The sequence below is a fragment of the Flavobacterium aquidurense genome (assembly GCF_001404985.1).
Taxonomy (GTDB): Bacteria; Bacteroidota; Bacteroidia; order Flavobacteriales; family Flavobacteriaceae; genus Flavobacterium; species Flavobacterium aquidurense_B.
Genome location: NZ_JRLF01000007.1, coordinates 132,997 through 156,695 on the forward strand (window position 1 = coordinate 132,997; position 23,699 = coordinate 156,695).

Genomic DNA, 23,699 nt, shown 5'->3' on the forward strand with positions numbered 1-23,699 from the left:
ATGGCATTAAAACCACATATCGCATACATAGTATCTCATTATCCGCATAAGGCATTTGGCCATGATGGCGGATTAGGCACAAGTGTTTACAATTTAGTAGAGAAACTTAAGATGTTGGGGAATAAAGTTTCCGTTTTTGTATATAGCCAGAAAAGAGAATTTATTTTAGAAGAGGATAATGTTACGATTTATAGTTTAACAGATAGTAAAGCAAGTTTATTTAAATTTTATTTTAATAGAAAAAAAATCGAAAAATTTATAAAAGAAACAATTTCTCAAAAAGGAATAGACATTCTTGAAGCTCCTGACTGGACTGGAATAACGGCTTTTATGAATTTTAAAATACCATTAGTAATCCGTTTTCATGGTAGCGATGCTTATTTTTGCCATCTGGAAAAAAGAAAACAAAAACCAAAGAATTACTGGTCAGAAAAATTGGCTCTTAAAAATGCAAAAGGATTTATAGCGCCAACTACTTTTGCCGGAGAACTTTCCAGAAAAATCTTTAAATTGAAAAATGATGAAGTAAAAACAATTCATCACGGATTAGAATTACAAAATTTCACAAATGATGCCCCGGAAAATTTTGAAAAAGGAATGATTTTGTATGTAGGAACTATAATTCGTAAAAAAGGAGTTCTGGAGTTACCGGATATTTTCAATAAAGTTCGAAAAAATTATCCTGATGCAAAATTAATTTTAATTGGAAGTGATGCTGCTGATATTCAGACAAATTCAAGTTCGACCTGGCAACTGATGCAAAATCAATTTGAAAAAGATGATCTTAGTAATGTCGAATATTTAGGTAAAATTCCCTATAATGAAGTTGTAGGTTATATTAAAAAAGCAAATGTTTGTGTATTCCCAACTTTTGCTGAGACTTTAGGAATGGTTACAATAGAATCTATGGCCATGAAAAAAGCAGTAGTCAACAGTAACATTGGCTGGTCACAGGAAATTATTATTGATGGAGAAAGCGGTTATCTGGTGCACCCTAATGATCATGATTTATATGCAGAAAGAATTTCTGAATTATTGCAAGATGAATCTCTCTGCTTAAAAATAGGTAAGCAAGCCAGAAAAAGAGTAGAAGCCAAATTTGATATCAATAAATTAGCAGATGAAAATATAGAATTCTATCAAAAAATAATCAATCAATACCAAAAAATATTATGATTGTTTTTTATCATCAAAATAATAGAGTCAAAGAGATTATTCGCGAAGGAAAGAATCTGGATTTTTCTGGTAAGAAAATTTCAGATGTTCTAATCGAAATAGCCATTGCTAATCCGGACGAATTTTTGATCTGGTGTATTTTTGATTTAAAACCTTATTTAAATTTATCTGCACTCAGTGGTGTTTTTCATCATAAAAAAATAATGGCCACCTATAATCCTTTTACAAATTCACTTTTATGTGATGCAATTGGTTATGTAGAAGAGACTCCGTTTATAAAAATAAATAAAAAAGTAAGTTACCCAACCTGGCAAATGAGCAGTTGTGTTGGAGGAATTCACGCATCTGTACTTTTAGAACTCAGAAAATCGATTTCAGCAGGCAATAACTTTGAGTATTTTTTACATTCAATAGCTAAATTAGCGATGAATAATGGGCTTTTGTGTTCTTCAGAACCACTTTTGTTAAAAGATATTTTTAATCAGGAGGTAAATAAAAAAGCAAGTTTATTTGTCCTGTTCCGTTTTGTAAAACAGCATTACAAAACCCGTTGGATATTCCTGTTGTTTTTGAATTTGTTTTTATACGAAAGAAAAGTAGCTGTTCTTCCCCTGATTTTTAGTTTGTTCTATTCAAATAGAAAACTGGACAAGAAAGAATTAAATCTCATAGAAGTTCAATCTTCAAAAAAAATACAAGAAGAAGAAACTGTAGATGTTATTATCCCAACTATTGGAAGAAAAGAATTTTTGTATGACATCTTAAAAGATTTTTCTGTTCAGACACATTTACCAAAAAAGATTGTTATTGTAGAACAAAATCCAAATTTAGAAAGTATTTCAGAATTAGATTATCTTCAAAATGAAAGTTGGCCCTTTGAGATAAAACATATTTTTACGCATCAGGCAGGTGCCTGCAATGCCAGAAATTTAGCTTTGGCTGAAACAAAACAGGAATGGGTTTTTATGGCTGATGATGATATTAGAATTAAAAAATCATTCCTGAAAGAAGCATTCGCTCAGCTCAATAAATTTGGTCTTGACGAAATTACATTTGGCTGCTATGACAGTGCGTATGATTTTAGTAAAAAATATCATAGCAATATGCAATGGGAAGCCTTTGGATCTGGCTGTAGTATTGTAAAACGCCAATGTTTAGAAAATCTTAAATACCGTAAGGGATTTGAGTTTGGTTACGGAGAAGATACAGATTTTGGTATGCAGCTTCGCAACAAAGGTGTAGATATTATGTACTTTCCTGAACCTGAAATTTTGCACCTGAAAGCACCAATTGGTGGATTTAGAACAAAACCGGTTCTGGAATGGCAGAATGATAAAATTCAGCCTAAACCTTCACCAACAGTTATGCTCTACAAGATTTTACATTTTAGTAAAGAGCAAATTAATGGTTATAGAACCGTTTTATTTTTCAAATTTTATAAATTGCAGCCTATAAAAAATCCGATTCAATATTTTTCTTATTTCAAAAAACAATGGAAACAAAGTTTGTATTGGGCAAATCAATTAAAAAATAAAATATAAATTTTGATACATTCCATAACTATTGTAACACCTTCAGGAGATCAAAATATTGATTTTGAGGTAAATGATTCACTAAAACAAGCTATAGATTTATCTTTGTTTAATCTTTCGGATTTCAATTCATTTGATATAAAAATTACGTTTTCTCAAACTATTGCTGAATTTCGCAGTCATGATTATACGTGGCAAAAAAGTGAAATTAATTTTATTGCAAACGAGTTTAGTCCAAAAATAATAAGATTAGAAAACGGTCAAATTGTTCAGTCTAATATAACTGCAGGTATTTGGGAAATTGATGAAAATGATACCACAGTTTTGCTTTGGCGATTTAATCCGGACTGTTCGGTGCCAATTGCAAGTTATCTGGGAAATGAAAACAGGAAAACGATTTCTTCAGCAAACCAACAGTTTAATTTTATTGAAACCCCAGCATTATTGTTTCCTAAAAGCGAAGCAATTGAGATAAGCCGATCAAAAAATCCATTTACAGCGGTAGCTTGTTTTACTGATCACTGTGATTTTGATACTGCCGAAAATTTGATTTTACAAAGAGAATTTTTTAAAGAACATCAGATAAAAGTAACTAAAGGTTTTTTTCTAAACCATTTCTCAAAGCGGGAAGATAATGCGTCATTTCAAAATCAAAAGCAGGAACTTTTAAATTGGAGTGATGATGGGCACGAGTTATGTTATCATTCGCTTTCGCAATCTATAAAAACAGATCAGGAGAGTTTTGTAGATTTTGAGCAATTTGTTCCTCCGTTGCATGATATAAAAGTTTGGATTGATCACGGATTTCAACCCTATAATTTTTCTCTTTTAAAGAATAAGAAATTCAATAAGAATGAATTTGAAAACATTTTAAATAAAAAAAATATAAATACACTCTGGAATTATATCGATTCAGGAACCGCAACACATGGCGTAATAAATCAGTTTAATCCCAGGCACTTTACATTATCAAATTTCTTAAACGGGAACAAAGGTTTAGGTTTCATAAAAAATACACAGCTAATAATCAAGAATATTATTTTTCATTATTATAATGAAGAAGATTTAATTTTGAAATATAAACATACTGCATCGCGTTTCAAAAAAGTATTTTTTCAAAGAGAACTAAAATTATTTTTTCCATTAATAAGAGATTTTTTTAAACTGAGTATTTCAATTTTTTCGGTGTTGTTATTTTGGAATACTAAAAAGAAGAACCCTTATAAGTTGGCAAAATATTCTCCAACGGTTTTTAAGCATATTATTTTTGATAAGGAGTTTTATATTTTTCAAACCTTAGAGATGCTTGATTTTAAAAAATCATTATCTCACGAAAATATAAACACATTAATCAACGAGAAAGGTGTTTTTATTGCACACACTTATTTTTCTGTACCAATGGAATACCATGAAGGAAAATTATTCTCGACAGAAACTACAATAGATAAAAAAGTATCTGAAAACTTTAAATATCTGGGTTATAAAATCAGGAATAATCAAATATGGAATCCAACACTAACAGAGTTAATTGAATATTGGTCTGATTTTGAAAAATTGGTTTTAGATATTGATCTAGAAGGAAACATATTCGAAAAAAGCAACACAAGCCTACAAAAGCGTCAAGCAATTTAATTATACATGAATCACAAGCTAAAAACGATATTATTCAAATCACTTACTTTATTACCTAATAAAGTCGATGATTATTGTTATCATAAAATTCAAAGTTTTTTTGATAAGTCGACTCTGGAAGATCGGTTAAAAAGCGTTGAATCAACCTATTCAAGACTTTCAAAAGTTTTAACCGGTTTGGATATCGACTTAAAAGATAAAGTTGTTTTTGAGTTTGGTTCAGGCTGGTTTCCTAGTATGCCTTATTTTTTTAAATACAAATTTGGAGCAAAAAAAGTACTTACTTTTGATATTAATGAACATTTTAAAAAAGAAACGGTTTTAAAATTAAATACTCTTTTTTCTAAAAGATATGATTGCGAAATAGTGCCAAGCCCGGATAATAAGTACAGTCTTCCTGAGGGAGTCGAGTATTTTCCAAATTATAATATTGTAAAAAAAGATTTTCCTGATGTCGATGTTGTTTTTTCACGTTATGTACTTTCGCACATGAATGAAAATGATGTTGACGCCTTGCACAAAAAAATCAAGACGGTACTAAAAAAAGGGACATATGTAATTCATTTTATTTCCCCAAGTGATTTACGCCAACATAATGACAGTTCTTTATCGCTGCAGGATTTCTTAAAATACAGTAAGAAAGAGTGGGACAAAATACATACTAAATATGATTATCATAACCGGTTAAGATTGCCTCAGTTTCTGGAAATATTTAAAAAATATGATTACGAAATTGTTCATCTGGACTATGAGAGCTTAAAAGAAGATACCAAAAGATATGAGCTATTTAAAAAAGTGCAGCTTCATGAAGATTATAAAAAATATTCTGATGAAGAATTAACCGCCGGAAATATCTTTGTGGTTTTAAAAGTATAAAATTTAATGAATTTACCTTTGCGCTTTTCTCTAATTGTTTGCACTTACATGCGTCCTGAACCTTTGCTGGCTTTACTGCAATCAGTTCAGGGACAAACCCTGTATCCGGATGAAATTTTAATAATCGACGGATCAACTAATAATGATACCAAAATTATTCTGGAAGACAATAAATTCAAGAACCTAAAATATTTTTTAATTTCAGAAGAAAACAGAGGATTAACAAGACAAAGAAATTTTGGGATTTCTAAAATAAATCAAGATATAGAAATAGTTTGTTTTTTAGATGATGATACGGTTTTAGAACCCGATTATTTTTTTGAGACAATAAAAACATTTCAAAACAATCCCGATATTACCGGAGTAGGAGGAATAGCAATAAATGAATATAAGTGGAAACCTCAAAATCAGGATTCTTTTTATAATAAGAAAAAGTACTATTTATTCGAAGGATATTTTTATAAAGAAGGAAGCCGTAATGTAGTCAGGAATTATTTGGGTCTTGGATCTAATTTAGGTTCAGGAAAAATGCCAAATTTCTCACACGGAAGAACTTCCGGATTTCCTATGACCGGAAAAACATATGAGGTTGACTTACTTATTGGTATGTCGATGGCATTTAGAAAAGTTGTGGTTGACAATATTAAATTTTCTAGATTTTTTGAAGGTTATGGTTTATACGAAGATGCAGATTTTAGTTTACGAGCGCTGAATTTTGGTAAAAATGCAATCAATACAAAAGCACATTTATCTCATTTTCATGCTCCATCAGGACGCCCTAATCAGTATAATTATGGCAAAATGGTAGTAAGAAACGGATATTATATATGGCGTGTTAAAAACCCGAATCCAGGTTTTAAAGATCGTTTTAAGTGGAATGCGATTACGATACTGCTAACTTTAATAAGATTTACGAATACAATTACATCAGGCAATAAAAAAACACCCTTTACTGAAGCAATTGGTCGAACAATGGGCTGGCTTAGCTTGTGGTATAATAAACCAAAAGAAATAAAATGAAAGTGAAAGTTTATATTTATGGACTTTGTGATGTTTTTTACGACGGTTATTATATTCAGGGAATAAAAGAACTTTATAAAGATTTTGAATTCAATATTTCTAAATTTCCTGAATTTCAAGAAGAAACATTTGCTTTTATAATTGAAGATGATAATTATTCCAGAAAGATAATTATTGATTCTATAGATTCAGCTCAAATTGATTTAATGGGCTTGGAATGGTGTGATGTGTATGGAAAAGTAAATTATAATACTGATAGTTTACCCGCTAAAGATTACCAGAAGATTGTTGCAATAGGACCAAGTTTTGGTGTTAAAATCTGGAATTTGTTTGAAACCCTATATCATTGGGCTTTTAATTTTATAAGATTTAAAAATTCTATAGTAAACAAAAGAGGGTTTGCAGCCAATTATTGGAGGCAATATAAAAGATTCAGGTTAAATAAATATAATTTGACTGAATCTTCAATTAATGAAGTTTTCTTTTTAAACAGTATCTGGAAAAAAGAAAATGAAACCAATAATAATAGAGCCCTGTTTATAGAAACCTGCAAAAAAAATAAGAATATTGATTTTGAAGGAGGCTTTGTATCGAGAAGTAATGGTGATAATCTGGGATATGATGCTTTAATATATTCCAAAATAATCCCTTTGAAAACCTATCTGAAAAAACTTAAGAATTCTGCATTTGTCTTTAATACACCCGCTGTTCTCTCTTGTCATGGTTGGAAATTAGCTGAATTTCTAGCTTTAGGAAAAGCAATTATTACAACGTCTCATTACAATAAATTACCAGCAGATTTAATAAATGAAAAACATTTATTATATGCTGAAACCGAAGAAGAAATTAATAAGGCAATAGAAAAATTAACTACAGATAGTAGCTTTAAAAGAAAACTAGAATTAGAAAGCAGGAATTATTTTGAAATCTATCTGACACCTCAAAAAGTTATTAAAAGATTATTAGAAAATAAATAAATGAAATTTGTAATAATCAGTCATGTGATGCACAATAGTGAGCAAGATTTATTTTATGCTTATGCACCTTATGTTCGCGAAATGAATATATGGTTTAAATATGTAGATGAGGTAATTGTCGTTGCGCCATTACAAAGTAAACAGCCCACGGCGATAGACATTGCTTACAAGCACAATAAGATTGATTTTAAAGCCGTACCTGATTTTAATCTGACAAGCTTAAAAAACAGTTTGCTTTCCGTTTTTAAATTGCCGGTTATTTTTTGGCGAATATTTTTGGCTATGAAAAACGCCAATCATATTCACTTGCGTTGTCCCGGTAATATGGGTTTGATTGGATGTTTTGTTCAAATTTTATTTCCAGCAAAACCTAAGACAGCAAAATATGCCGGTAATTGGGATCCTCAAAGTAAACAGCCACTGACATACAAAATGCAAAAATGGATTTTAAGTAATACATTTTTGACACGTAACATGCAGGTTTTAGTTTATGGAGATTGGCATAATCAGTCTAAAAATATAAAACCTTTTTTTACTGCCACATACGCACAGGCAGAAAAAGAAAATAGCACAAAAACAGATTTTGATACTACAATCGAATTTATTTTTACAGGGAGTTTAGTTTCAGGTAAAAATCCATTTTATGCGATAGAATTAGTTCATCAATTAATAAAAAAAGGACACAAAGTAAATCTGAATATTTACGGAGAAGGTTCAGAAAGAGCAAAGCTGGAAAACTATATTAAAACAAATAATCTAGAAAGATTAGTTGTTTTACACGGAAATCAAAATCATGAAACATTGAAGAAAGCCTATCAAAAAAGTCATTTTGTGATTTTACCCTCTAAAAGTGAAGGTTGGCCAAAAGCCATTGCCGAAGGAATGTTTTGGGATTGCATCCCTATCGCAAGTAAGGTTTCATGTGTGCCTTTTATGTTAGATTACGGTAATCGTGGGATTTTATTAGAAATGGATTTAGAGAAAGATGTAAATAAGATTAACGAAATAATTGATGACGAAAAAACGTTTCTGGAAAAAAGCATGTTAGCTGCAAAATGGTCACAAAATTATACTACAGATCTTTTTGAAAACGAAATTAAAAAGTTATTATCAAAATGAGAATTGTACAAATAATAGACTCTCTAGAAGCTGGTGGAGCAGAACGAATGGCTGTTAATTATGCTAATGCGTTATCAAAAAAAATAGAATTTTCAGGGTTAGTTGTCTCCAGGAAAGAAGGATTATTATTAAACCAAATTGATAAAAAGGTTTCTTATTTATTCCTGAACAAAAAAAAGAAAGTAGATCGTCAGGCTGTTTTTAGATTACGTAAATATTTACAGAGTAATCGCGTTGATGTAATTCATGCTCATAGTTCTTCTTTTTTTATTGCTGTTTTAGTGAAATTAACCTTGCCAAAAATCAAAATTATTTGGCATGACCATTATGGAATTTCACAGGATCTGTCTTCTCGTAAAAACTTAAGCCTCAAATTGGGTTCGTTTTTTTTTATGGGAATCATTTCTGTAAATTCTGCTTTGAAAGAATGGGCAAAATCGTATCTCTTGACTTCTAATATTACTTATTTTCCTAATTTTGTAATTGATTCTTCTGTTTCCGGAGAGAAAATTAATCTAAAAGGATTTGAAGGAAAAAGAATAATTTGCGTAGCTAATTTACGTGCACAAAAAAATCATGATTTAGTATTGGACGCCGCAAATTTGATGAAAAATAAATTTCCGGATTGGAGTTTTCATTTGTTTGGTAAAGATTTTGAAGATTCTTATTCTGATAGACTGAAAAAAAAGATTGATGATTTAAAACTTCACGATACTGTTTTTTTTTATGGAACAACTGATACTGTTGGTTCAGCATTAGAACAATGTCAAATTGCTGTTCTGTCATCAGTTTCAGAAGGGCTTCCATTAGCGATTTTAGAATACGGAATGTATAAGTTGCCAGTTGTTGCTACAAATGTGGGTGAAGTCTCAAAAATAATTACTTCAGAGAACGAAGGTATAATAGTAGAATCTAATGATCTTAATTCATTTGTTACTGCAATTGAAAAACTAATTAACGATCAAAATTACAGTAACAGAATCGCTTTGGCTTTGCATCAGAATGTTCAGCTAAAATTTAGCGAAACCAGTATTATCAAAGAGTATCTTTTATGGTTGAAATCTTTGACTACTTTTACAGCTTAAAATAACAATAAATAAAAAATGAAAAATACAAAATCATCCTATAGTTTTCTGCTTCTCATACATGCAGTTATTGCTTTAGTTGTTTTTACTATTCCTTTTTTATCAAAATTATATGCGCTTTTAATTCTGGTTGTTGGTTTTTTTATTGTTTATCGAACTAAAAACAAGAACAATGAAGTTCTTTTGGTTGCAGGTTATTTAGTTGGAGTTGAAGTTTTTTTGCGAATGACTGGCGGAAATTTAAATAATGAATTTGTTAAATTTGGTGTGACTTTTTTCATGCTACTGGGTATGATATACAGCAATTTTTCTACGAATGCATTTATATATTGGTTTTTCCTGATTTTATTAATTCCATCAATTTTAATTACCTCTACGGTCTTCAACCCTTCTGTTGATATCAAGAAATCATTAGTTTTTAATTTATCAGGACCCGTATGTTTAGCCATATCTTCGATCTATATGTTTCGAAGAAGAATTTTATTTTCTGATTTACAAAATGTATTAGTTGCAATGGGATTGCCATTAGTAAGCACTACAGTATATTTGTTTTTATTTAATCCCAGCGTTAGGGATGTGGTTACAGGTACACAATCTAATTTTGAAACTTCTGGTGGTTTTGGTCCTAATCAGGTTTCTACGGCTTTAGGATTAGGAATGTTTGTGTTTTTTACACAGTTAATATTGTTCTCAAAATCAAAAAAAGCAATCATCATAAATGGTTTTTTGTTATTATTTATGACTTATAGAGGGATTGTTACTTTTTCAAGAGGAGGAGTTATAACAGCAGCCGTTATGATTGTTTGCTTGCTTGCTTTATTATATAGTTTTTCTAATGCAAGAGGTAAAAGCAAATTTGTATTAGTTTTTATTGTAACAGGTATAATGGGGGTAGGAGTTTGGGGGTATTCTTCCATTCAGACCAATGGACTTATACAAAAACGTTATGCAAATCAAGATGCTGCCGGAAGAGTAAAAAAAGATCGTTTAGGTGGGCGAGAAGAAATCATGGGAGAAGAGATTACAATTTTTATGGATAATCCTATTTTAGGAATTGGAGCAGGAATGGGGAAACAAGTCAGGAAAGAAACATTTGGCGAGAGTGCAGCTTCACACAATGAGATTACACGTATGTTAAGTGAGCATGGCTTGTTTGGAATCTTTGGACTTGCATTACTCTTTATAACTCCTTTTGTAGTATATGTTAATAATAGACAGCATTTATATTTTCTGTCCTTTTTTATTTTTTGGTTACTAACAATAAATCACGCCGCAATGCGAACAGCAGCTCCGGCTTTTGTATATGCATTATCATTACTTTTAGTTCAGGTTAAAATTCCTGAAAAAACAGAAAATTTGATCGATTAGATTCTATTTTTTATAATACATTTGACTCAAGTTTAAGCCCTAAACAAATTGAAAAAATGTTTTCTAACAAAAAAATGCACTTCGAGATTTCAGAAAGAAGAATATTGCTTCTTGTCTTTGATGCTGTTTTTATTTTATCTGCCTTATATATATTAAGTTTAATATTTGATTATAACTACTTTGTTTTTGATTCAGGTAATTTTCTAAGTGTTATTTTACTTCTTAGTTATATGTATGCTTTTGGAGTAATATTCGAAATGTACGATCTACAAGTAGCAAGTAGTCAATTACAAATACTTCAAAGTGTAATTTTTACTGTTACAACTACTAGTTTAGCCTATTTGTTCACGCCCGTTTTATCGCCTGAATTGCCTAAGCAGAGAATAGTAATATTTATATTCTACTCTACCATACTTGGCACACTGCTATTATGGCGTTTTTTTTATGTTTTCTTCCTTGCATCTCATCGATTCTCTCAAAATGTAGTTTTAATATGCGATCAAAACCAAGTACAGGAATTAGTTTCAAGCCTTGAAAATGTCGACCCGCATTATAAAATTATTGGTTTTGTAAATTCAGATTCAATTTCTAAAGAAAATTCAGGGCTTAATTATGTAAAAGAAGTTGAAAAGAATGATTTAGAAGATTTTGTAATCAAAAACCAAGTTTCTGAAATTGTAATAGCTTCCCAAAAAACAGACGGAATTACAGCCGATTTATACCAGCAATTACTTCACTTATTAGAATCCGGTAATATAATCAGAGAATATACACAGGTTTATGAAAGTAAAACCCAGCGTATTCCTGTACATTATATTGCAAGGGATTTTTATCGTTTTTTTCCTTTTAGCCGTAGTAATACCAATAAGCTTTATCTGTTTTTAGTACGCTCAATGGAATTTCTGTTTTCTTTTTGTGGACTATTGGTTTGTTTTCTTTTTGTACCCATAATCTTTATTGGAAACCTATTAGCAAATAGAGGACCATTATTTTATACTCAGGAACGTGTAGGCAAACACGGAATTGTTTTTGAAATCTATAAGTTCAGGACAATGATTAAGAATTCTGAAGTAGATGGAATTGCTTTTGCAACTTCAAATGACAAACGAATCACTCCTTTTGGCAAAATGATGCGCAAATCAAGAATAGACGAGTTGCCTCAGTTTTTTAATATTTTAAGAGGTGATATGGCCGTAATTGGACCAAGACCTGAAAGACCGTTTTTTGTAGAGGAAATTGCCCGAATAATGCCTTTTTATGAAACCAGACACGTTATAAAACCGGGACTTACCGGTTGGGCTCAAGTCAATTATTCCTACGGGGAATCTATTGATGAGAGTTTGATAAAATTGCAATATGATTTATACTACATCAAACATCGAAGTATATTTCTGGATTTGAGTATCACATTCAAAACGATTACCACAGTTTTATTTTACCGCGGACAATAATTTAGATAATAATCGGGATACGTTTTTTGTTTCGAATAGCCACTCTAACTAAAACAAATCCGCTTGTAATAATCATTGGTAAAACAATCAAAAAGTGCGCTTTGTTAATCATGAAAATACTATAAAAAATTAAAAACAGTAAATGTAATACCGCAAAACGGTATGTCCATCTTTTGTTTTTTATAATCGATAGAAAAATCAAAATCAATAATAAAGGGCTAAATAAAAGCACATTATAATTCATTGCCAGTTCCTGGTGAAAAGAATAAAATCCCACAGCAACAAAAAAGATTCCCATAAGAGATAAAATCAAAAGATAGATTTTATCTACTATTTTATTGTGCGCCAAAACAACAAATGCAAGAATAAAAAGATAAGTATAAACATTATTCCACCATGATCCCGGTGTTTCTTTCTCGAAGCTTAGTAAAGTTTTGGTCTTAGTAACTAAAGGATGATTTTGATAAGTAATTTTTTCTAAACTGTTTTTTAATTCAAAAGGTAAAAATATCTTAGTTCCCAATTGATCTACTTTAGTTCCAAAAATAATACTTGTACCCAACTGGTCATAAAAATGTCCATTAAAATAAGGAAATAAAATGGATCGATACGTTATGTCAGTATCTCCTTTTTTACTAATAACAGTACCATTCAAGCTTTTATTGATAATGTCAACTACCATCGAAGTACAGTTTTTATCAATAAATTTATAAGTATAATAACGATCTTCAGATGCGAGAGTCGTATTTAGATTATCAAAAAGCCTTTGTTTTGCATCTTGGGAGATAAGAAGTTCCTGTTCAAATACACTTCTTTTTTCGGTATTATATTCTTCAATAAATTCCGGAAATGAATGCACAATCACGAAATACTGCAAATCTCCTTTTGCAAATTTTGCAACAAAATTTGGAGTTCTAAAATCAAAAGCCCCATAATTATATACAACATCAATATTATTTCCGGGATCAGCAACCCGTATTGCCGTATGTCCAAAATAAGAATATGTTTCGTTGCCCAATCCGCAAGTGATAACGCTAATTTTTGCGTCTTTAGACAGCGGCAAACTTTGGCTAAAACCAATAAAACTCATTAATAATAGTAAACTAAAAAGTGCTTTTTTGAAAATGACATTTTTCATGATTTAAAATTTTAAGAAGTTTATGGTTTGTAAATTTTATCTAAAGATACCTAAATCTACTTTTAAAGAAAAAATATTTGAATACAAAGCGGTACTTTGGTTTCCTAAATCCGTTAAGGCATAATCAATCTGGATGCCTTTGTATTTAAAACCTAAACCAATATTGGGTTGAAAATTTACTTTTTCAGTATTGTCCAGCTGTGTTACATTCTGAAAATTTCCAGCCCCGGCACGTAAAAACACAAGATCAGTGTAACCAAATTCAAATCCTAAAGCAGGGTCAATACTTACAGCTTTTGATGAGATAATATCATTAGTCTGTTCAAAACGCATATTTAGGTTAGTAGCAACCAAAAGGCTATAATCATTATGAAATTCAAACTTTCTTGAAACCCCTAATTGTGCTTTAGGCAAAGTTATTTCAGTACTTTCAGGTAATTCATTATTTTCTCCCGGAATAGCATTGGCGATCTTTGCATACTCTTCTTCATCAATATTCCAGACATTATAAGTCGTTGTAATATCGCGCAGCATTAATCCGAATTTCCAGTCATTTCGTTCAAACTGAAGCCCCACATCAAAACCGAAACCCCAGGAATTAGCAAATTTACCAATAACCCTTCTTATTATTTTTGCATTTACACCATATTGAAATCCGTCAACAGGCAGTTTTCGGGCATATGAAAAAGTAAAGCCATAATCTGCAGTCGAGAATAAACTAATCCTGTTATAGTCAATATTTCCCTGATTGTCGATTAATTGGGTTGTATCCATAATATCATCAACACCAAAACGAATCATCGAAATTCCCCAGGCACTTCTGTCATCAATAGGGCTCGCATATCCTATGTAATCATATTGTGCAATATTTGCAAAATAATTGGCGTGCATTAATGATATCTGATGATCTTCAAGATTTGTTAAACCAGCCGGATTCCAATAAACAGAATTTACATCATTTGTAGAAGCCGTCACCGCGCTGGACATTCCTAACGCAGCTGCATCTACACCAATATTCATAAATTCATTCGAATATTTTCGAGCAGTTTGCGCATACTGTACTGTATAACACCAAAATAATAAAAGCACAAATGTTTTCTTCAACGGATATTTTTTAGCAAACCGGAGTCTGTTTTAATTTTTACCAAAAATATAATATTTTACTCAGCAAATTTATTCCTTTTGATAAATATTACGAAAGTCGAAATTTCAAATAAAAAACTCTTAAAAAAACGCCACATAGATACAGTTATTATGCTAAATTTGTTCCCTGTCATTATCAAATTATATAAAACATGAATATTAAAAAGCACATTCCTAATTTAATCACATTAATCAATTTGTTTTGTGGTTGTATCGCCGTTGTTTTTATCTCAGAAGCCAATTATCTAATGGCTTTTTATATGGTTTGTTTAGGAATATTTTTTGATTTTTTTGATGGTTTTTTTGCCAGATTATTCAAAGTTTCAAGTCCGCTTGGTTTGCAGCTGGATTCTTTGGCAGACATGGTAACAAGTGGGGTTGCGCCGGGTTATGTTATGTATAGTTTGTTTACCAATAGTGCACACGAACTGGGAACAAATCCTGCGATTCCGTTTTTAGGATTTATAATAACTTTAGGATCATGTTATAGATTGGCAAATTTTAATATTGATACACGTCAAACAGATTCATTTATCGGTTTGCCAACTCCGGCAAATGCACTTTTTATATTGAGTTTGCCTTTAGTTCTGGAATTTTCAGATTCATTAATGGTATTGGAAATATTAACCAATCAATGGGTTTTACTTGCAATCACATTATGCAGTGCTTATATTTTAAATGCCGAAATTCCTTTGTTTGCCTTAAAAATCAAGAAATTTACGGTAAAAGATAATGTACTTCAGATCGTATTTTTATTGATATCATTAATTATGGTGATCGCACTTCAGTACTTGGCAATTCCGTTAATTATCATTTTTTATGTGTTATTATCTGTGGTTAATAATATGTTTTTGAAAAAGTAGTTTTATCTGAATGGCTAGAAAAACAACTACCCGAAGAACAACTTATTCTCGAAAATCGAAGCCTCAAAAGTCGATTTTAGTAAGAGGAATTCGCTTTATTATTTATTCTTTTTTTGTGTTGGTTTTTTTTGCAGCAGTTTATCATTATCGTGATGGACTGGCCTATTATCTTGGTTTTAAATCCAGTAAAGTATTAGATGAAGATGCTGTTGATAAACATTTGTCTGACGTTCGAAACATTAAGGTTCTTGAAAATCATAAAGGAAAAGTAATAGGGATCGATGTGTCTGAATTTCAGGGAAAAGTAGAATGGGACGAAGTTGAAGTTTTAGAAGAAAAATATCCTGTAAAATTTGTTTTTGTTCGTGCTACTGCTGGAAATGACAGAGTAGACAGGCAGTTTAAGAAAAATTGGGAAGGGGCAAAAGAACATAAAATCATTCGTGGTGCATACCATTATTATCGTCCAAACGAAAACTCAATCGAGCAGGCAAATCTTTTTATTAAAACAGTAAAATTGCAAAAAGGTGATTTGCCACCCGTTTTAGATATCGAAAGGTTACCAAAGAATCAGCCGTTGGATAGTTTGAAAAAAGGATTGAAACGATGGCTTAATAAAGTAGAAGCACATTATCAGGTGCGTCCAATTATTTACAGTGGAGAACGTTATTATGCTGATTTTTTGAAAGAAGAATTTGGAGAATATTTATTCTGGATTGCCAATTACAATTTTTATAGAGAAAAAATTGAAGACGATTGGCTTTTTTGGCAATTTACAGAAAAAGCATCATTACCAGGAATCAAACATCGCGTAGATGTTAATATTTATAATGGTGATCTCGAACAGCTTCAGTTTATAACCGTCGAATAAGTTTTCAGTATTCAGTCGCAGTATTCAGTTTTTACCGAGACTGAGACTGAATACTGCGACTGTAAACTGTATACTTTTTTTAAAATTCAAGTTTCTTCTTACGAAGTTCGAAGTTTTGTCCTAAGTAAACACGACGAACCATTTCATCCTCTACTAATTCTTCCGGAACTCCGGCTTTCAAAATTCCACCTTCAAACATTAAGTATGTTTTGTCGGTAATTGCTAAAGTTTCCTGAACGTTGTGATCAGTGATTAGAATTCCGATGTTTTTATTTTTTAACTGAGCGACAATTCTTTGAATGTCTTCAACCGCAACAGGGTCAACCCCGGCAAAAGGCTCATCCAATAAAATAAATTTTGGATCTGTTGCCAGAGCGCGGGCAATTTCAGTACGACGGCGTTCTCCTCCTGAAAGTAAATCACCTCTGTTAGTACGAATATGTTCTAAGCTGAATTCTTCAATAAGACTTTCCATTTTTGCAATCTGTTCTTCTTTAGAAAGTTTAGTCAATTGCAAAACACTCAGGATGTTATCTTCAATGCTTAATTTTCTAAAAACCGAAGCTTCCTGTGCTAAATAACCAATTCCTTGTTGAGCACGTTTGTACATTGGATAATCAGTAATGTTCAAATCGTCAAGATAGATATTACCTTGATTTGGCTTTACTAATCCTACAATCATATAAAATGAAGTCGTTTTTCCGGCACCATTTGGTCCCAAAAGTCCAACGATTTCTCCTTGATTTACTTCAACAGAAATTCCTTTTACAACGCTACGACCTTTGTAGGTTTTGATTAAATTATCGGCTCTTAGCTTCATTTTTTTTTAATTAGATAATGTGTCAATTCGAAAATTAGATAATTGACTATATGGAAAAATTTATCTTTTCTCTTTTAGAAAATAAAGGCAAAATAAGTTAAAATTAATTAATCAATTAAACGAATTAACATATCGTATATAATTATCTAATGGACTAATTATCAAATTATCTAATTTGCAGCTTCTTCCAGAGCTTCCCAGAATTCGTATGCTCTGCGTAAATGAGGTATAACAATTGTTCCACCAACCAAAGTTGCGATTCCCATTGCTTCCATCATTTCTTCTTTAGTAACGCCTTCTTTATGGCTGGTTTCTAAGTGGTATTTTACACAATCGTCACAACGTAAAACTGCTGAAGCTACTAAGCCTAAAAGTTCTTTTGTTTTTACATCAAGAGCTCCCGGAGCATAAGCATTAGTGTCAAGATTAAAAATTCGCTTTACAATTTTATTATTGTCAGCTAATAATTTTTCGTTCATCTTAGAACGGTAGTCGTTGAATTCTTGTATGATATCAGACATTTTGTTTTAATTTATTTTTATAAACGATTCTCGAAATAAGGATACTCACTTCGTAAATAATCAACATTGGTATAGCAACAATAGTTTGGCTCACAACATCCGGAGGTGTTACAATTGCAGCGACAATTAAAATGATTACAACGGCATATTTCCAATATTTTCTCAGGAAATCAGGAGTTACTAATCCTAATTTGGTAAGGAAATAAATGATAATTGGTAATTCAAAAAATAATCCGCTGGCAAGAATACTGGTTTTTACCATTCCCATATACGAATCTAATGTAAATTGATTTTTTACAACATCACTCACAGAGAAAGTAGCTACGAAATTCACGGACATCGGGATTACTACATAATAGCCAAACAATACTCCTAAAAAGAAAAGTAAGGAAGAAGTAAATATAAAGAATTTGGCATTTTTTCTTTCTTTCTCATATAGTGCAGGACTGATAAATTTCCAGAGTTCCCATAAAATATAAGGAAAACTCAGGATAAATCCGGCTAAAAGACACATCCATACAAAGATGTTAACTTGCCCTTCCATTTCTGTATTCTGAATAATGAAATTTAATTCAGTGATACAAATGCTATCTGCAAAACCCAGTTGATGAGACAGGTCGCAAAACCATACATAAGTAAAAAAAGTAGGTCTTATGGGACCTAAAATAATTTGATCAAACAAATAATCACTAATAAAATAAGTGACAAAAGCCATAATGCATATTGCGATTGTGCTTCTCACTAATAACCATCTTAATTCTTCAAGATGGTCTAAAAATGACATCTCGCCAAGGTTTTTTTTTGCCATTATACGATTCCTTCTTTTAAAATGTCATGTAAATGTAATACTCCTTTGTACTCGCCGTTATCTGAAACAATAAGTTGTGTTATAGAAAAATCTTCTAAAATATTTAAAGCATCAACTGCCATAGTTTCTGAAGATACTAATTTAGGGTTTCTCGACATAATATCTTTTGCAGTTAAATCTGCAATAGTATCTACGTCATTTAGCATTCTTCGGATGTCACCATCAGTAATAATTCCGATAATTTTATCATTTTCAATAACTGCTGTTACGCCTAATCTTTTTTCTGAGATTTCAAAAATCACCTTTTTAACCGAAGTTTCCGGAGTAACCTGAGGTTTTAATGAATGTTCAATCATGTCTTTAACACGAAGCAATAGTTTTTTGCCTAAAGCCCCACCAGGATGATATACGGCAAAATCTTCAGGTTTAAAGTCTCGCATTTCCATCAAACAAACCGCAAGGGCATCACCCATAACAAGTTGTGCAGTTGTGCTGTTTGTTGGTGCCAGGTTTATAGGGCATGCTTCCATATCAACCGTTGTGTTCAAAACATAGTCTGAACCTTTGGCCAATGACGAAGTGATGTTTCCGGTAATAGCAATTAAAATATTTCCAAAACGTTTTAATAACGGTACCAAAACTTTTATTTCAGGACTGTTTCCGCTTTTAGAAATACAGATAATTATGTCTTCTTTTTGTATCATTCCCAAGTCGCCGTGAATAGCTTCTGAGGCATGTAGAAACATAGAAGGCGTTCCGGTAGAGTTAAAAGTAGCCACCATTTTTTGAGCTATGATTGCGCTTTTTCCGATGCCTGTAACGATCAATCGGCCTTTTGTTTCGTAAATACGTTGGGTTGCTTCGTAGAAATTTTCATCCAGAAAATCAATTAGCTTTGTAATTGCTTCACTTTCAGAGAGTATTGTTTTTTTGGCGATCGCCAATATATTTTCTTTTGTGATCAAAACAGGATATTTAAAATTTGTATGTATAAAAGAAAGTTGTATCTTTATGTGTTGCAAATTTATACAAAATACCATTAATATAAAGAATGAATTCAAACGAAATTGAAATACACAAGGAATTAAAGAAGTATTTCGGCTTTAGCCAATTTAAGGGTTTGCAGGAGCAAGTCATTACGAGTATCTTAGGTAAAAAGAATACATTCGTAATTATGCCTACTGGCGGTGGAAAGTCTCTTTGTTATCAATTACCCGCTTTAATTCAGGACGGAACAGCAATTGTTGTTTCTCCTTTAATTGCTTTGATGAAAAATCAGGTTGATGCAATCAGAAGCCTTTCTTCAGAAAACGGAATTGCGCATGTATTAAATTCCTCTCTCACAAAAACAGAAATTGCACAAGTAAAAAAAGACATCACTTCCGGCTTGACAAAACTTTTGTACGTAGCGCCGGAATCTTTGACAAAAGAAGAATATGTGGCTTTTTTGCAGAGTGTGCCAATTTCATTTGTGGCTATCGATGAAGCACATTGTATTTCAGAATGGGGTCATGATTTTAGACCTGAATATCGAAATCTGAAAAATATTATCAAACAATTGGGGCAAGTGCCAATTATTGGTCTTACCGCAACTGCAACACCAAAAGTTCAGGAAGATATTCTTAAAAACCTGGACATGTCTGATGCAAATACTTTTAAAGCATCTTTCAACAGACCAAACCTATACTACGAGGTTAGAACAAAAACTAAAAATATAGAATCGGATATTATTCGATTTATAAAACAACATAAAGGTAAATCCGGAATTATTTATTGCTTAAGCCGTAAGAAAGTAGAATCAATTGCCGAAGTTTTACAAGTTAACGGAATCAGCGCTGTTCCTTATCACGCAGGTTTAGATGCAAAAACGCGAGCCAAACATCAGGATATGTTCTTGATGGAAGACGTAGATGTTGTTGTAGCAACAATCGCTTTTGGTATGGGAATTGACAAACCAGATGTTCGTTTTGTAATTCATCACGATATTCCAAAATCACTTGAGAGTTATTATCAGGAGACCGGTCGTGCCGGTCGTGATGGAGGCGAAGGACATTGTTTAGCATATTACTCCTATAAAGATGTAGAAAAGCTGGAGAAATTTATGTCCGGGAAACCGGTAGCAGAACAAGAAATTGGTTTTGCATTATTACAGGAAGTTGTGGCTTACGCCGAAACCTCAATGTCCCGCAGAAAATTCCTGCTGCATTATTTTGGTGAAGAATTTGACAGCGAAACCGGCGAAGGTGCAGATATGGATGACAACGTTCGTAATCCTAAAACTAAAGTCGAAGCGAAGGATCAGGCGGTTAAATTACTTGAAATTGTTCGCGATACAAAACATATCTATAAGTCAAAAGAAATTGTCTTTACATTAATAGGTAGAATAAATGCCGTAATTAAGGCACATAAAACAGATACACAATCCTTTTTTGGTTCAGGTTCAGATCATGACGAGAAATATTGGATGGCATTATTACGACAAGTTTTAGTAGCAGGATATTTATCTAAAGATATCGAAACTTACGGAGTAGTAAAAATTACAAAAGAAGGTTTGAACTTCATTAAAAATCCAGTTTCATTCATGATGTCTGAAGATCATGAATACAATGAGTCTGAAGATGAAGCAATCGTAACAGCAGCAAAATCATCGGGAACAGCTGATGAAGTCCTAATGGGAATGTTGCGCGAACTTCGTAAAAAAGTTGCAAAGAAACTAGGCGTTCCTCCGTTTGTTGTTTTTCAGGACCCTTCTCTTGAAGATATGGCTTTAAAATATCCAATTACTTTAACTGAGCTTTATAATATTCATGGTGTTGGTGAAGGAAAAGCCAAAAAATATGGTAATGATTTTGTGACCTTAATTAATCGTTATGTAGAAGACAACGATATAATTCGTCCAGATGATTTAGTGGTAAAATCTACAGGAGTAAACTCCGCAAATAAATTATATATCATCCAGAATATAGATCGAAAATTACCATTGAGTGACATTGCTTCAGCAAAAGGACTTTCGATGGATGCTTTGATCAAAGAAATGGAAATGATCGTATACGCAGGAACAAAACTTAATATTAAGTATTGGGTTGATGATATGCTTGATGATGATCAGCAAGAAGAAATTCACGATTACTTCATGGAATCAGAATCAGATAAAATCGAAGACGCTCTTAAAGAATTCGATGGTGATTATGATATTGATGAATTACGTTTAATGCGAATTAAATTTATTAGCGAAGTAGCGAATTAAAAAAAGTTTTCAGTCTCAGTTTATAGCTTTCAGTTTTTACTGAGATTGAAAACTGAGACTGCAACTTAAATTTATTCTCAGTACATAACTGTAAACTGCCACTGAGAACTGTGACTTTTTCACCCCTCATATACTTCCCCACGATGCGGTTTCAAAGCATCTCGTACCTGAATCATATTTCCATCAGTTACTACCATAAAAGCGGTAGCGTGCATATCGTTTATGATTTTGAATCCGGTAATATTCAAAGGCAATTTTTCTATTGCGATATATTCTTTTAAATGAATTTCATGATGCTCAGCTGTTTTTGCCGAAGCCGGACCACGAAAATCCCAAATCAATTTTATTTTTCTAGACATTTTTTTTAGAGGTGCAAAGGTTCAAAGTAACAAAGGTACAAAGTCTATCCTAATCTCATTTCAAAATAGTATTTTTGCATGTTCTTTTCATAAAAAGAAAAGCTAATTGAATAAATAAAACAAAATGCCAAGAGAACTTTTACTTCAGGTAACTCCGGAAATAGCTTCAAACGAATTGTTGCTAAAAGACTATTTGTCTAAACACATAAAGGTTTCTTCTAAGGAAATTCAGCATATTTCTATTTTAAAGCGCTCTATTGATGCGCGACAAAAAGCGATAAAAATGAATCTGAAAGTGATTATCTATTTACAAGGAGAACCTTTTCAGGAAACTAAAATAGAGCTACCTATATATAAGGATGTTTCTTCGGCTCAGGAAGTAATTGTAGTTGGAGCAGGTCCTGCAGGACTTTTTGCAGCTTTGCAATTAATAGAATTAGGCTTAAAGCCAATTGTTTTAGAACGAGGAAAAGATGTTCGAGGCCGCCGTCGTGATTTAAAAGCAATAAACGTAGAACATATCGTAAACGAAGATTCTAATTATTGTTTTGGCGAAGGTGGAGCAGGAACGTACTCTGACGGAAAATTATATACACGTTCTAAAAAACGTGGTGATGTAACCAGAATTCTAGAGCTTTTAGTCGCTTTTGGAGCTTCAGAAGATATTCTCGTAGAAGCGCATCCGCATATCGGGACCAATAAATTACCTAAAATTATTGAAGATATCCGAAATAAAATTATCGAATTTGGTGGTCAGGTTTTGTTTGATACCCGCGTAATTGATATTTTAGTAAAGAATAATGAAGTAGAAGGAATCATAACTCAAAACGGAGACAAGATTCTGGCTAATAAATTGATCTTAGCAACAGGACATTCTGCAAGGGATATTTTTGAATTATTAGATAAAAAGAAAATTTTTATAGAAGCAAAACCTTTTGCTTTGGGGGTTCGTGCAGAGCATTCTCAACAATTAATAGATAGTATTCAATATAGCTGTGATTATCGTGGCGAACATTTGCCTCCGGCGCCATATTCTATCGTGAAACAAGTTAACGGCCGCGGAATGTATTCATTTTGTATGTGTCCCGGCGGAGTAATTGCGCCTTGTGCTACAAGCCCGGGCGAAGTAGTTACAAACGGCTGGTCACCATCTAAACGTGATCAGGTTACGGCAAATTCCGGAATTGTAATCGAATTGAAATTAGAAGATTTTAAACCTTTTGCAAAATTTGGTGCTTTGGCCGGAATGGAATTTCAAAAAAGTATTGAACAAAAAGCATGGCATTTGGCAGGAGAAACTCAAAAAGTTCCTGCACAGCGAATGGTCGATTTTACTCAAAATAAAGTTTCAGCTGATATTCCTAAAACATCTTATGTTCCCGGAACAACATCTGTAGAAATGGGACAGGTTTTTCCTGGATTTTTATCTCAGATATTGCGTGAAGGATTTATGGAATTTGGAAAATCAATGCGTGGTTATTTGACCAATGAGGCAATTTTGCATGCTCCGGAAAGCAGAACGTCATCTCCGGTTCGTATTCCCAGAGATCCAATAACGTACGAGCATTTGCAAATAAAAGGTTTATATCCTTGTGGAGAAGGAGCGGGGTACGCAGGCGGAATTATATCTGCAGCCATAGACGGCGAAAAATGTGCTTTAATGATTGCCGAAACTTTAAAATAATATAGTATT

21 protein-coding genes are annotated in these 23,699 nt (G+C 32.2%); 14 read left to right on the forward strand and 7 right to left on the reverse strand.

The window, feature by feature from the left end; genetic code table 11:
• The 10 genes from RC62_RS04935 to RC62_RS04980 are packed head-to-tail and all read left to right on the forward strand — an operon-like array spanning position 1 to position 12,236.
• Positions 1–1,176 (forward strand): glycosyltransferase family 4 protein, encoded by a 1,176-nt coding sequence (locus RC62_RS04935; RefSeq protein ID WP_055093191.1) that lies wholly within the window; start codon positions 1–3, stop codon positions 1,174–1,176.
• Positions 1,173–2,717, forward strand: a complete 1,545-nt coding sequence (locus RC62_RS04940) for a glycosyltransferase family 2 protein (RefSeq protein ID WP_055093193.1) — start codon at positions 1,173–1,175, stop codon at positions 2,715–2,717. Before RC62_RS04935 ends, RC62_RS04940 begins: the two co-directional genes overlap by 4 nt.
• Positions 2,718–2,720: 3 nt before the next feature.
• Positions 2,721–4,340: a hypothetical protein gene (locus tag RC62_RS04945; protein ID WP_055093195.1), complete on the forward strand. Its 1,620-nt coding sequence runs from the start codon at positions 2,721–2,723 to the stop codon at positions 4,338–4,340.
• Positions 4,341–4,346: 6 nt separating this feature from the next.
• The gene (locus RC62_RS04950) at positions 4,347–5,216 is read left to right on the forward strand and encodes a class I SAM-dependent methyltransferase (protein WP_055093197.1); all 870 of its coding nucleotides are present in this window, start codon (positions 4,347–4,349) and stop codon (positions 5,214–5,216) included.
• A gap of 6 nt (positions 5,217–5,222) precedes the next feature.
• Positions 5,223–6,236, forward strand: coding sequence for a glycosyltransferase family 2 protein (locus tag RC62_RS04955; protein WP_245176785.1), 1,014 nt, complete (start codon positions 5,223–5,225; stop codon positions 6,234–6,236).
• Positions 6,233–7,213 (forward strand): glycosyltransferase, encoded by a 981-nt coding sequence (locus tag RC62_RS04960; RefSeq protein ID WP_055093201.1) that lies wholly within the window; start codon positions 6,233–6,235, stop codon positions 7,211–7,213. Before RC62_RS04955 ends, RC62_RS04960 begins: the two co-directional genes overlap by 4 nt.
• Positions 7,214–8,332: a glycosyltransferase gene (locus RC62_RS04965; protein ID WP_055093203.1), complete on the forward strand. Its 1,119-nt coding sequence runs from the start codon at positions 7,214–7,216 to the stop codon at positions 8,330–8,332.
• Positions 8,329–9,417: a glycosyltransferase gene (locus tag RC62_RS04970; protein ID WP_055093205.1), complete on the forward strand. Its 1,089-nt coding sequence runs from the start codon at positions 8,329–8,331 to the stop codon at positions 9,415–9,417. Before RC62_RS04965 ends, RC62_RS04970 begins: the two co-directional genes overlap by 4 nt.
• An 18-nt stretch (positions 9,418–9,435) precedes the next feature.
• Positions 9,436–10,785, forward strand: coding sequence for an O-antigen ligase family protein (locus RC62_RS04975; protein ID WP_055093207.1), 1,350 nt, complete (start codon positions 9,436–9,438; stop codon positions 10,783–10,785).
• A gap of 56 nt (positions 10,786–10,841) precedes the next feature.
• Positions 10,842–12,236 carry a sugar transferase gene (locus RC62_RS04980; protein ID WP_055093209.1) on the forward strand — a complete coding sequence of 465 codons (1,395 nt, stop codon included), beginning with the start codon at positions 10,842–10,844 and terminating at the stop codon, positions 12,234–12,236.
• Position 12,237: 1 nt separating this feature from the next.
• Here the strand turns inward: RC62_RS04980 and RC62_RS04985 are convergent, their stop codons facing one another.
• Both RC62_RS04985 and RC62_RS04990 read right to left on the reverse strand, forming a co-directional pair.
• Positions 12,238–13,374, reverse strand: a complete 1,137-nt coding sequence (locus tag RC62_RS04985) for a DUF4105 domain-containing protein (protein ID WP_055093211.1) — start codon at positions 13,372–13,374, stop codon at positions 12,238–12,240.
• A gap of 36 nt (positions 13,375–13,410) precedes the next feature.
• Positions 13,411–14,394 (reverse strand): PorV/PorQ family protein, encoded by a 984-nt coding sequence (locus tag RC62_RS04990; protein ID WP_055093417.1) that lies wholly within the window; start codon positions 14,392–14,394, stop codon positions 13,411–13,413.
• A 275-nt stretch (positions 14,395–14,669) separates the two neighbouring features.
• Here RC62_RS04990 and RC62_RS04995 point away from each other — a divergent pair, with 275 nt between their 5' ends.
• Together RC62_RS04995 and RC62_RS05000 are read left to right on the forward strand one after the other, a co-directional pair.
• A complete protein-coding gene (locus RC62_RS04995; RefSeq protein WP_055093213.1) occupies positions 14,670–15,380 on the forward strand; it encodes a CDP-alcohol phosphatidyltransferase family protein in 711 nt (236 codons plus the stop codon).
• 10 nt (positions 15,381–15,390) lie between these two features.
• Positions 15,391–16,251, forward strand: a complete 861-nt coding sequence (locus RC62_RS05000; protein WP_055093215.1) for a glycoside hydrolase family 25 protein — start codon at positions 15,391–15,393, stop codon at positions 16,249–16,251.
• Positions 16,252–16,330: 79 nt separating this feature from the next.
• Here RC62_RS05000 and lptB read toward each other — a convergent pair whose 3' ends face one another.
• From lptB to RC62_RS05020, 4 genes are all read right to left on the reverse strand, one after another.
• Complete coding sequence (lptB, locus tag RC62_RS05005) at positions 16,331–17,071, reverse strand: LPS export ABC transporter ATP-binding protein (RefSeq protein ID WP_029272155.1); 741 nt, start codon at positions 17,069–17,071, stop codon at positions 16,331–16,333.
• A gap of 170 nt (positions 17,072–17,241) precedes the next feature.
• Positions 17,242–17,592 (reverse strand): carboxymuconolactone decarboxylase family protein, encoded by a 351-nt coding sequence (locus tag RC62_RS05010; RefSeq protein WP_055093217.1) that lies wholly within the window; start codon positions 17,590–17,592, stop codon positions 17,242–17,244.
• Positions 17,585–18,400 carry a twin-arginine translocase subunit TatC gene (tatC, locus tag RC62_RS05015; RefSeq protein ID WP_055093219.1) on the reverse strand — a complete coding sequence of 272 codons (816 nt, stop codon included), beginning with the start codon at positions 18,398–18,400 and terminating at the stop codon, positions 17,585–17,587. The genes RC62_RS05010 and tatC overlap by 8 nt, the downstream gene beginning before the upstream one ends.
• Complete coding sequence (locus RC62_RS05020) at positions 18,400–19,365, reverse strand: SIS domain-containing protein (protein WP_055093418.1); 966 nt, start codon at positions 19,363–19,365, stop codon at positions 18,400–18,402. The genes tatC and RC62_RS05020 overlap by 1 nt, the downstream gene beginning before the upstream one ends.
• 86 nt (positions 19,366–19,451) lie before the next feature.
• On the opposite strand from RC62_RS05020, the gene recQ reads away from it, so the two are divergent.
• Positions 19,452–21,647 carry a DNA helicase RecQ gene (recQ, locus tag RC62_RS05025; RefSeq protein WP_055093221.1) on the forward strand — a complete coding sequence of 732 codons (2,196 nt, stop codon included), beginning with the start codon at positions 19,452–19,454 and terminating at the stop codon, positions 21,645–21,647.
• A 119-nt stretch (positions 21,648–21,766) separates the two neighbouring features.
• Here recQ and RC62_RS05030 read toward each other — a convergent pair whose 3' ends face one another.
• Positions 21,767–22,006: a hypothetical protein gene (locus tag RC62_RS05030; RefSeq protein WP_055093223.1), complete on the reverse strand. Its 240-nt coding sequence runs from the start codon at positions 22,004–22,006 to the stop codon at positions 21,767–21,769.
• 124 nt (positions 22,007–22,130) lie between these two features.
• Here RC62_RS05030 and RC62_RS05035 point away from each other — a divergent pair, with 124 nt between their 5' ends.
• Complete coding sequence (locus RC62_RS05035; protein ID WP_055093225.1) at positions 22,131–23,690, forward strand: NAD(P)/FAD-dependent oxidoreductase; 1,560 nt, start codon at positions 22,131–22,133, stop codon at positions 23,688–23,690.
• The last annotated feature ends 9 nt before the right edge of the window (positions 23,691–23,699 follow it).

Bases quoted from the DNA above. Each gene is read 5' to 3' on its own strand.
- RC62_RS04935 (WP_055093191.1), top strand. From the start codon at position 1: ATGGCATTAAAACCACATATCGCATACATAGTATCTCATTATCCGCAT.
- RC62_RS04940 (WP_055093193.1), top strand. From the start codon at position 1,173: ATGATTGTTTTTTATCATCAAAATAATAGAGTCAAAGAGATTATTCGC.
- RC62_RS04950 (WP_055093197.1), top strand. From the start codon at position 4,347: ATGAATCACAAGCTAAAAACGATATTATTCAAATCACTTACTTTATTA.
- RC62_RS04955 (WP_245176785.1), top strand. From the start codon at position 5,223: ATGAATTTACCTTTGCGCTTTTCTCTAATTGTTTGCACTTACATGCGT.
- RC62_RS04960 (WP_055093201.1), top strand. From the start codon at position 6,233: ATGAAAGTGAAAGTTTATATTTATGGACTTTGTGATGTTTTTTACGAC.
- RC62_RS04965 (WP_055093203.1), top strand. From the start codon at position 7,214: ATGAAATTTGTAATAATCAGTCATGTGATGCACAATAGTGAGCAAGAT.
- RC62_RS04970 (WP_055093205.1), top strand. From the start codon at position 8,329: ATGAGAATTGTACAAATAATAGACTCTCTAGAAGCTGGTGGAGCAGAA.
- RC62_RS04975 (WP_055093207.1), top strand. From the start codon at position 9,436: ATGAAAAATACAAAATCATCCTATAGTTTTCTGCTTCTCATACATGCA.
- RC62_RS04980 (WP_055093209.1), top strand. From the start codon at position 10,842: ATGTTTTCTAACAAAAAAATGCACTTCGAGATTTCAGAAAGAAGAATA.
- RC62_RS04985 (WP_055093211.1), bottom strand. From the start codon at position 13,374: ATGAAAAATGTCATTTTCAAAAAAGCACTTTTTAGTTTACTATTATTA.
- RC62_RS04990 (WP_055093417.1), bottom strand. From the start codon at position 14,394: ATGAATATTGGTGTAGATGCAGCTGCGTTAGGAATGTCCAGCGCGGTG.
- RC62_RS04995 (WP_055093213.1), top strand. From the start codon at position 14,670: ATGAATATTAAAAAGCACATTCCTAATTTAATCACATTAATCAATTTG.
- RC62_RS05000 (WP_055093215.1), top strand. From the start codon at position 15,391: ATGGCTAGAAAAACAACTACCCGAAGAACAACTTATTCTCGAAAATCG.
- lptB (WP_029272155.1), bottom strand. From the start codon at position 17,071: ATGAAGCTAAGAGCCGATAATTTAATCAAAACCTACAAAGGTCGTAGC.
- RC62_RS05010 (WP_055093217.1), bottom strand. From the start codon at position 17,592: ATGTCTGATATCATACAAGAATTCAACGACTACCGTTCTAAGATGAAC.
- tatC (WP_055093219.1), bottom strand. From the start codon at position 18,400: ATGGCAAAAAAAAACCTTGGCGAGATGTCATTTTTAGACCATCTTGAA.
- recQ (WP_055093221.1), top strand. From the start codon at position 19,452: ATGAATTCAAACGAAATTGAAATACACAAGGAATTAAAGAAGTATTTC.
- RC62_RS05030 (WP_055093223.1), bottom strand. From the start codon at position 22,006: ATGTCTAGAAAAATAAAATTGATTTGGGATTTTCGTGGTCCGGCTTCG.
- RC62_RS05035 (WP_055093225.1), top strand. From the start codon at position 22,131: ATGCCAAGAGAACTTTTACTTCAGGTAACTCCGGAAATAGCTTCAAAC.